5 protein-coding genes are annotated in these 7492 nt (G+C 36.6%); all 5 read left to right on the top strand.

Features of this window, described 5'->3' with window-relative positions:
* Positions 1-92 precede the first annotated feature (92 nt).
* Positions 93-302 (top strand): FecR domain-containing protein, encoded by a 210-nt coding sequence (locus ACNQGH_RS21675; RefSeq protein WP_417958102.1) that lies wholly within the window; start codon positions 93-95, stop codon positions 300-302.
* Positions 292-900, top strand: coding sequence for a sigma-70 family RNA polymerase sigma factor (locus ACNQGH_RS21670; protein ID WP_417958101.1), 609 nt, complete (start codon positions 292-294; stop codon positions 898-900). The genes ACNQGH_RS21675 and ACNQGH_RS21670 overlap by 11 nt, the downstream gene beginning before the upstream one ends.
* 72 nt (positions 901-972) lie before the next feature.
* Positions 973-4365 carry a SusC/RagA family TonB-linked outer membrane protein gene (locus tag ACNQGH_RS21665; protein ID WP_417958100.1) on the top strand — a complete coding sequence of 1131 codons (3393 nt, stop codon included), beginning with the start codon at positions 973-975 and terminating at the stop codon, positions 4363-4365.
* A 12-nt stretch (positions 4366-4377) separates the two neighbouring features.
* Positions 4378-6042 carry a RagB/SusD family nutrient uptake outer membrane protein gene (locus tag ACNQGH_RS21660; protein ID WP_417958099.1) on the top strand — a complete coding sequence of 555 codons (1665 nt, stop codon included), beginning with the start codon at positions 4378-4380 and terminating at the stop codon, positions 6040-6042.
* Positions 6043-6099: 57 nt separating this feature from the next.
* A complete protein-coding gene (locus tag ACNQGH_RS21655) occupies positions 6100-7362 on the top strand; it encodes a YdcF family protein (RefSeq protein ID WP_417958098.1) in 1263 nt (420 codons plus the stop codon).
* The last annotated feature ends 130 nt before the right edge of the window (positions 7363-7492 follow it).

Below are 7492 nucleotides of genomic sequence, written 5' to 3'. Positions count from 1 at the left end.
AAAAGCCCCATTTTACTGGCTTTCTTCAAAACAGTAACTCTTTAATCAGGGTAATATCTTACAAATATAATCAAAATTAACTTTTATTTAACATTTGTGCTGCAACTTGGGTTAAAATAAATCAATTCTACGGAGTAAATTTTATCATTAAGGATAATACCATTGCAAACCAGCGCATCAAGGGAGCCTTTAAAGATCAAAAAATAGATGAATTTATAGCTTCATTAGAATTTATATCGAATGTGCATATAGCTAAAAACGGGAACAATACTTTTGAAATAACCAAGTCTGATGAAAAATAATCAAATAAAAATAGGTGGCAGTGACAGTGTTTCGGATGATTATTTATTTCAGCAAATACGAAATGGCCAACAAGAGGCAATGGAATTATTATTCAATAGATATTACAACCGGCTGTGTCGCTTTGGACTAGGTTATGAATCGAATTATTGCCTGGTGGAGGAAAAAGTAGCTGACGTTTTTATTGAATTATGGAATAACAGGAATATTCTTGACAGAATTAGGAACCCCAAATCATATATATATGTAGTAGTAAAAAACAGTTTAAAAAAAGTACAGAAGTTAGAGCCGTTTCATCAGCAAATTGACGAAACAAAAATCATTAATACTATGAGTATCCCCAGTATAGAGGCAGAGATTATTGACAACGAACAAAAGGAAATGAATATGAATATGATTCGCGAAATATTGGATGTCATTCCCAAAAAGTCACGTCAAGCCTTTGAACTCAGCAGGATTGACGGATTAAAATACAAAGAGATTTCCGAAATTCTGGGTATCACTCCCAAAACGGTTGAAAACCATATTGCTCTTGCCCTTAAATACATCAGTAAGGCTTTGGCGGCTTATGACAGAAGGGGAATAATTAACAGCATTTAATTAATTCGTAAGACCATCTTTCTTAAGATAGGCTTGGACATTAAAATTTAAAAATAAACAATCATAGATACAATGAAAAAACAAATTATAGTAACCTTATCCTTGTTACTTCAGTTAGGTGTTTGGACCACTTATTCCAATACTCCAAAAACGCTCGAAGTTGCTGAAAATTCACCTAAAAACGGAATAATTAATTTAAACCTGAAAAATGTTTCGATAAAGAAAATTTTCAATCTTATTGAACAACAGACAAATAACAAGTTTATTTATATGTCTGATCAAAAATTTCTTGAAAATAAAATAACCATTGCCGTCAACAATCAAGATTTAGACCAAGTTTTGGAAGTTTTGAAAACGAAGGCCAATCTTGATTTTAAGATTACTAAAAATGGAATTTTGGTTAAGGAACTTAACCCTACAAAACAAAAATATGCACAGGATACGAGAAAAATTACAGGTACTGTTTTGGATCAGGCTAATGCACCTATTCCTGGAGCTTCTGTATTTATAGCAGATACGAAAATAGAAACATTGACCGATAGTAATGGAAAGTTTGCTTTAAATATTCCTGTTGATGCAACTGTTTTATCTTTTAGCTATATGGGATTCGAAACAAAAACAGTTAACATAGAAAACAAAAATCAAATTAGTGTTGTGCTATCAGAAGGAGCTTCACAATTGGAAGAAATCGTAGTTGTTGGCTATGGTACAGAGAAAAAAAGAAACATTACCGCTTCCATTTCATCAGTAAAAATGGAACAGATAAAATCCCAGCCAAAATCAAATGTTGTAGAAATGTTGGAAGGTCGTTTGCCTGGTGTCCAAATCATGAGTGACAACAGCCCGGGAGGAGGCACCTCTATAAGAGTTCGAGGATTTAGTACGATCAACAATAATGATCCGCTGGTGATTGTAGATGGAGTACCGGCTTCAAACGGTTTAAACGGAATCAATCCAGCAGATATTGAAACGTTACAAGTATTAAAAGATGCGGCATCTGCTTCTATTTATGGCTCACGAGCTGCGAATGGAGTTGTTGTTATCACGACTAAAAAAGGAGATAAAAACGGAAAAAATAAGATTCAATTTGATGGCTATTCCGGTATTCAGTCTGCTTTTAATTTGCCAACCATGTTAAATGCACAGCAATACGGTGATTTGCTATGGCAGGCTAACAAAAACGACGGTAAAGTTCCCTCTAGTGCCATTTATGGTAACAATCCTGCTATGGCTACCATTCCAGCCTATCTCAATGCAGCACAAACCATACCAAGCGCAGATACAAAATGGATAAATGAAATTATGCAACCCGCCGCTGTTCATTCTTACAACCTGTCATTATCTAAAGGAGACAAGAATGGGCAACATGCTTTTTCATTGGGATATTTCAACCAGGAAGGAATCATAAGACATACCGGATTTGAACGCTACTCAGCACGATTCAATTCCAGTTATACTGTCGCTGACTTTTTGACCATTGGAGAAAACTTTACCTCGTCTTATACAGAACAGGTTGCAACAGGAACAAATGTTGCTTTGGGAAGTATCGTCTATGATGCTTTACAATTTCCTTCCATTATTCCCGTATATGATAGCAACGGTAATTTTGCAGGAAATCCTATCAATGATATTTCAAATCCATTAGGTAATTTAACCCGTGCTAAAGACAATGAACAAAAGAGGATTCAAGCTTTAGGAAATGTATTTGCCAGTGTAAAAGTTAGTGATTTCACTTTCAAAACCTCTTTGGGTCTCGATTTTCAAAATTATAATTTCAGAGGTTTCTCCCCTGTCTATAATGAAATACTGACTCAAAATGTTAAAAACTCTTTAACTACCACTAACAATTTTAACTATCAACTGACGCTATCCAATACCTTAAATTATACAAAACAATTTGACGCACATAACCTTGATATCCTTTTAGGGCAAGAGGCCATTAAATATTATTATGAAGGTTTCGGAGCCTCTCGCCAAAATTTTCTTTATGAAGATCCAAATTTTAGATATTTGAGCTATGGTTCTGAAAATCAATTAAACACTGGTACCGCTGATGAATGGGCATTGAACTCTTATTTTGCCAGGGTCAATTACAATTTCAATCAAAAATATTTACTAAGCGCTACCGTAAGACATGATGGAACCTCAAGATTAGCGAATAACAATTGGGGGACTTTTCCGGCTGTTTCAGCAGGATGGAGAATAGACAAGGAAAATTTCTTTGATTTTGGAAAGGCTTTTAGCTCCTTTTTATTGCGAGCCAGTTGGGGACAAACAGGAAACCAACAATTGCCTTCTTATTCTACAGTAGACAGTTATTCAAACAACAACAACTATTCCGATTATGCTATTGGAGGAGGCCAAAATACGGTTTCAACCGGTCTAACCCAGACACGTGTTGCTAATGCTAATTTGGCTTGGGAAACCACTACACAAAAAACCATAGGTTTTGATTTGGGTTTTTTTAATAATAAATTGAATGTTACCGCGGAATATTACAATAAGACTACTGATGATATTCTTGTGTACAATGTAATTCCATTAACATATGGAGGGACTAATGACGGACAATGGATTAATGACGGACAAATGAAAAATCATGGTTTTGAATTGGATTTAAATTTTGCTGAAAAGGCCCATGACTTTAGTTATGATCTTTCATTGAATTTGACCGGTTACAAAAATGAGTTGACGGCTTTGACTAATGTGGCCTATTTAGGAATTCCCAGTTCTTCTTTGCACAGTGTCAACTTTGATCAGGAAATATCAAGAAGTGCGGTAGGTCAGCCTGTAGGTTCATTTTATGGCTATGTTGCTGATGGCCTGTTCAAGAGTCAGCAGGAAGTTACCGATTATGCGATGCAACCCAATGCGCAGGCGGGAGACATCAGGTTTAAGGATGTTAATGGTGATGGGGTGGTAAATACTAACGACAGAACGTTCATAGGCTCCCCACATCCGGATGTAATGCTTGGTTTTAATGTAAACTTAAAATATAAAAACTTTGATTTGGGAATGTTTTTCAACGGAAGTTTTGGGAATGACATCTACAATTTGACCAAGTATAAGACGGGTTTCTTTAATCAGTCGGCTTATAACAAAGAAGCTACCTTATTAGGAGCCTGGACCGTAGACAATCCGAATGCTACGATTCCAAGGTTATCCTTAGACGATAAAAACAACAACATTCGTCCTTCTACTTATTATGTTGAGGATGGCTCTTATTTTAAATTAAACAATTTACAACTGGGCTACACTTTTAGTCCTGAGCCCTTAAACGGAATCAAATTACGCATGTATGCTCAGGCCAGTAATGTATTTACCATAACAAAATATAGTGGTATGACACCCCAGATTGGGCTTCAAAGCTATACTTCCAGTAATAGAAACCTTGACATAGGTATCGATAGGGGAATTTATCCTCCTTCAAGAACATTCACAGTAGGCTGTAATTTAAACTTTTAAATTTTAATGACGATGCAAATAAAAAACACCATAAAAATAGCAGTTCTTGTAATCATAGGCTTACAGAGCAGTTCCTGTTCAAATAATTTTCTAGAGGAAGTTACCTATGGGGAAGTAAATCCTTCCGAAATGACTAAACCAGCAAATGTGGAAAAGTCAATTATATCAGCGTACAGCATACTGAATGGTCAGATGGATGGGGCCAGCAATGCACTTAATTCACCTGATTCCAATTGGAGCTTTGGCGATGTAACTTCAGATGACTCCTACAAAGGCGGCGGAGGGACCGGAGATCAGAACAACATCCATCAGATGGAAATTTACAAAGCCAATTCGACCACCATTGACATAGAGCGCAAATGGATGGCACTTTATGAAGGTGTAAAACGAAGTAATGAAGCCATGCGTTTATTGAATGCTTCCACAGATTTCGATCCGGGCTTAAAAGTAAAACGAATGGCAGAATTAAAATTTTTAAGAGGTCATTTTTATTTCGAACTAAAAAAAATATACAATCATATTCCGTATATCGATGAGACGGCAGCAACAGTTACCGATTATGCAAAATCGAATACCACTTTTAGTTCAGAAGAATTATGGACAAAAATTGAAACTGATTTTAAAGAAGCTTATGCCGATTTACCGGCTGCACAAGCAGAGTCAGGACGGCCAACAAAGATTGCCGCTAAAGCCTATTTGGCAAAATGTTATGTATTTGAAAACAAGTGGCAATTAGCCTATGACGCAACCACTGAAGTGGTTAACAGCAGCTATGGCTTGCTAGCGGATTTCCAGCAAGTATTTTTGCCGGAAAATGACAATTCCAAAGAAATTATTTTTGCTGTACAACATTCGGTAAAAGATGGTCAGCCCAACAATTATAATGGAAGTATAGGAGACCGATTGTCTGCTCCGGGAGGACCGTTTTATGCACAATATGGTTTCCACCGCCCGTCACAAAATTTAGTAAATGCATTTAAAACAGATGCTAATGGATTGCCATTGGAAAATAATGTAAACGTTACTGCATCTGACAATGTGGATCCTCGTTTAGATATTACAGTGGGCCGTCCAGGAATACCGTATAAGGATTTAGGGATTTTGTATCAAGATACCTGGGCAAGGGATTTGGCAACTTATGGTTCGTTTTCCCCTAAAAAGCGTATCGTTTCTGCAAAATCACCTTATTATGTAACAGTTTGGCCTTATGTGAATGCTTTAAACTATTATATAATACGCTATGCAGAGGTGGTATTATGGAGAGCGGAAGCGGCAGTAGAAATTGGTAAATTAGAAGAAGCAAGAACTTTGGTCAATCAAATCAGACAGCGCGCTGCTAATTCCGCCTATGTAAAAACTTTAGACGGAACCGCCAACGCAGCTAATTACAACATAAGCACTTATAATTTAGTTTGGACTGTTCAGACCGAAGCACGAAATGCGGTTCGTTTAGAAACGCGTTTAGAACTTGCTATGGAAGGCCACCGTTTCTTTAATTTAGTACGATGGGGAGAAGCCGACACGGTTTTAAATAATTATTTGACTGTAGAAAAAACGCGGAGAACCCATTTGACTAATGCGCTATTCATCAAAGGAAAAAATGAGTACTTTCCAATCCCGCAACGCTACATTGATGCATTGCCACCGGGTACGATAACCCAAAACAGCGGGTATTAAAAATTAAATTAAATAGGGCAATCCAATACGGTTGCCCTATTTCTTAAGTACAAAAAGATGAAAAAAATAATTTGTATTATGGTACTGCTTGGATTTATTTCAGGCTATAGCCAAACGGGAAAAGGATTTGATTTGAGCTTTAAACTTTCCCATTCTACTTCCCTGGTTCAGGATAAAAATTTTTATTTATTGACCGCAATTCAGAAAGACAAAGCGGTTAGTGAAATCTTAGAAAACAATACCGTTTTAAAAGCAATTTATACGAAACAAGAATTAGAAATTGCGACCCAACTAGATTCTTACAAAGATAATCCAAAGGGCTTCCTGCAGGCCTACCAATTTAAAGAAGCCGATCTTAAAATCATAGCGGATGAACTACAGGATTTGGTAAAAGAAAAAAAAGTTTTACAGGATTTCGTGAAAAACAATTTACGTCCTTCCGGTAGGTATGAATCTTTTAAAAACAGTGCCGATGCAGCCTTATTGGCAAAAGCCTGGCTAGTTTGCGCTCAGGGAATAAATCGCATCATCACTGTCTATGGACTTGGTGAAGCCCCACAATATGCTGCAATTGATTCTGTTTCCTACGATGTAAAATCTCATTATTATAAAGGCACACTTTATATGTGGAGTGATTTTTTAGCTCATAAAAAAACAAAAGAAAACAGCTTGTTTTTTCAGACCAGTTTAGATCTTTCGTTATCCCTGTTGTACCTGAACCATCGGGACGAAGCGGCACGTGACGAACCTTTGGATAAAAATGAAAATAAGAAAGCTATTGCAAATTTAAAGCACCTAAATTTTAATACTTTTGACTATGCAACCATTTTAATATTAGGTAATGGACCCGAAAATTATCAGGACCGGTTATCTGCATTAGGGAAATTGAATATAGAACTGGGTGTATTAGAATATAAGGCTAAAAAAGCCCCATTAATTATTGTTTCGGGAGGGCATGCCCATCCGTTCAGGACTCCCTTTTGTGAGGCTATCGAAATGAAAAAAGAATTAATGCAGGTCTATAATATACCCGAAGAAAACATTCTTATTGATCCTTATGCCAGACATACTACCACCAATTTGCGTAATGCCAGCCGATTGATGGCGGCGCACCAAATTCCGATGAATAAGAAAAGTCTCGTAGTTACCAACAGGGAACACAGTAGTTATGTGGGAGATAAAAAATTTGAGACCCGCTGTTTAGAAGAATTAGGATATTTGCCGGCAACCATTTTAAAAAGAGTAAATTCGACTACTATAGAGTTCATTCCCAGTATAGCATCGCTTCATCAAAATCCAATCGATCCTTTGGATCCTTAATTATAGCATATGAACCATGATTTAACGCACGCAAACCCGCATGAGTTTTTCCCGCGACGTGAATATATTGCGTAAATTAGTAACGTAAATTGACATTCGGAAAATTTGCAATTAAATTCGATTAAGTATG

Source organism: Flavobacterium kochi (assembly GCF_048286715.1).
GTDB lineage: Bacteria > Bacteroidota > Bacteroidia > Flavobacteriales > Flavobacteriaceae > Flavobacterium.
Note: the sequence above shows the minus strand (reverse complement) of the source record. Positions and strands in the feature narration are given on the sequence as shown.

Excerpts from the sequence above, each read along its gene's own strand:
- ACNQGH_RS21660 (WP_417958099.1), top strand. The coding sequence starts at position 4,378 with ATGCAAATAAAAAACACCATAAAAATAGCAGTTCTTGTAATCATAGGC.
- ACNQGH_RS21655 (WP_417958098.1), top strand. The coding sequence starts at position 6,100 with ATGAAAAAAATAATTTGTATTATGGTACTGCTTGGATTTATTTCAGGC.
- ACNQGH_RS21665 (WP_417958100.1), top strand. The coding sequence starts at position 973 with ATGAAAAAACAAATTATAGTAACCTTATCCTTGTTACTTCAGTTAGGT.
- ACNQGH_RS21670 (WP_417958101.1), top strand. The coding sequence starts at position 292 with ATGAAAAATAATCAAATAAAAATAGGTGGCAGTGACAGTGTTTCGGAT.